This is a genomic window from Desulfovibrio sp. 1214_IL3152, assembly GCF_036763055.1.
In the GTDB taxonomy this organism is placed as follows: domain Bacteria; phylum Desulfobacterota; class Desulfovibrionia; order Desulfovibrionales; family Desulfovibrionaceae; genus Desulfovibrio.
This window is the reverse complement of the sequence record NZ_JBAIYW010000517.1, coordinates 1-1,990: the sequence shown is the minus strand read 5'-3', so window position 1 is coordinate 1,990 and position 1,990 is coordinate 1. Positions and strand designations below refer to the sequence as shown.

General features: G+C 57.8%; 3 protein-coding genes. All 3 read left to right on the top strand.

What is annotated here, in order from left to right; genetic code table 11:
* The first annotated feature begins 85 nt into the window (after positions 1-85).
* From ndk to V6C07_RS11050, 3 genes are read left to right on the top strand one after another with little or no spacing between them, the layout of a single operon-like run.
* The gene (ndk, locus tag V6C07_RS11060; RefSeq protein ID WP_333536536.1) at positions 86-505 is read left to right on the top strand and encodes a nucleoside-diphosphate kinase; all 420 of its coding nucleotides are present in this window, start codon (positions 86-88) and stop codon (positions 503-505) included.
* Between the two features lie 3 nt (positions 506-508).
* On the top strand, positions 509-1,348 hold the full coding sequence (gene proC, locus V6C07_RS11055) for a pyrroline-5-carboxylate reductase (RefSeq protein ID WP_333536535.1): 840 nt from the start codon (positions 509-511) through the stop codon (positions 1,346-1,348).
* A gap of 8 nt (positions 1,349-1,356) precedes the next feature.
* Positions 1,357-1,551 (top strand): hypothetical protein, encoded by a 195-nt coding sequence (locus tag V6C07_RS11050; RefSeq protein ID WP_333536534.1) that lies wholly within the window; start codon positions 1,357-1,359, stop codon positions 1,549-1,551.
* Positions 1,552-1,990 lie beyond the last annotated feature (439 nt).

The window sequence follows — 1,990 nt, the reverse complement described above, 5'->3', positions numbered from 1 at the left end:
GCTCCGGACGGGCGACGCGCCGCAAGGGGCGCGCGGGACGCATGCGGCGTCCTGATTTCACCCAAACTAGCATGAGGAGTACGCCATGATGCAATCCACCTTTGCCATAATCAAGCCCGACGCAGTTTCGCGCCAGTTGACCGGTGAAATACTGGCGGCTATGGAAGCTTCAGGGCTGAAGATCGTGGCCCTTAAAAGGTTGCATCTTTCCAAGGCGCAGGCTGCCGGTTTTTATGCCGTTCACCGTGAGCGCCCTTTTTTTGACAGCCTGACGGACTACATGTCTTCCGGCCCGGTTGTTTGCGTTGTATTGCGGGGCGAAGACGCCGTTCCCCGGTGGCGCGCCCTCATGGGAGCCACCAATCCCGCCCAGGCTGAGCCTGGAACCATGCGCGCCATGTACGGCCAGAGCCTTGAGGCCAATGCCGTGCACGGTTCAGACGCGCAGGAAACCGCGGCTTTTGAGATCGGCTATTTCTTTAACGGATTGGAAATTTCGGAGTAAATCATGACGCTGCGCATAGGCTGTGTGGGTTGCGGCAACATGGGCGGAGCCATCATGTCTGGTCTGGCACGTCCTGGAACTGGGAACGAAAACCGGAACAGCGCCTACTCGCTCTGCGGCTACAACCGCACAGCCTCGCGCATGCAAGCCCTGGAAAAGGCCGGAGTGCGCGTCATGGCGTCACCTCTGGCTGTGGCGGAAAACGCAGACATCATTCTGCTGGCCGTCAAACCCTACCAGATACACGAAATAATGGAACAAATACGTCCCGCCCTCAGCAAGGACAAGGTCATTGTATCTGTGGCGGCGGGCATCACCATGCAAAGCCTGCAACAATGGGCCGCGGGGCGCAGCCCTGTGGTGCGCTGCATGCCCAATACCCCGGCCCTGGTGGGTATGGGCGTGTTTGCCCTGTGCTTTGAGGATCCTGCACTCAGCAATGAACGCAGGCAGGATATTTTACAGCTTTTCAGCGTACTTGGGCAGTGCGTTGAAATGGCTGAAGACAAATTTACGGCTTTTTCCGCCCTTATCGGCGCTGGCCCGGCGTATGTTTTCGCCATGATGCAGGGCCTTGTGCAGGCGGGGGTAACAATGGGGTTTTCCCATGCCCAGGCACGGCAAATGGTTACGGCCCTCTTTGCCGGTTCGGCGCACATGGCGGAAGAAGATGCAACGCCTTTGGCCCAGTTGCGCGACAACGTGTGCTCGCCGGGGGGCCTGACCATCGCCGGGGTCAACGCGCTGGACCGCGCGGGACTCACCGGTCTGCTGGTGGATGCCGTGCTGGCCGCCAACGCACGTGGCGCTGAAATGGAAAGGAACAGCGGCCAGGGCTGTTGAAGCTTGCAATGCCCCTTGGTTCACGCCAGAAATTTTTAGAGCAGTTTACGAATGAAACGAGTCAACTGCTCTGCAAGGGTTTTCCTGAAAAATCCTTGCCACGAAATGCGAGTAGGCAGGCTTTTGCCTGCCGTAAGCAAGCATTTCAAGTGTTAAATGCTCTAGAGCAATTTCACTTTGAAATTGCTCTGGCGGCTGCGTGAACAGACGTTCGCTGCGGAGGCGTAAGCGCAGTTTATCTGCGCGGTTAAGCGCCGAAGTGAGCGTGCCTTAAACTTTGAGAATGTATATTCTCAAAGTTAATCTGCTCTAGGGAACAGCGCGCTGACAAGATGTTTTCACGGTCCATTGTCAAACGCGCTCAATCAGTCAAAGCCTGCCCGTTGATGGCATTGCGCGGCACGGAGGGAGATCGCCGAGCGAAGCGGGGAAGCTCCCGCAGCACAAGACGCCCAGCCCTCGCCACTGCCAGGTAATTGAACGCCTCTGGGGTGGTCCGGGGGGAGTGCAGAGGACGGGGCTGTTTTCAGTTTTACATGGGCAACCATCTACCTGAACTGTCTGCCCCAGCCACCCTTCAATATTTTTCGTCAGGCCAGCCAGCAGCGAACACGCCAGCCCGGTGCGCGTTCTTTCCAGGCC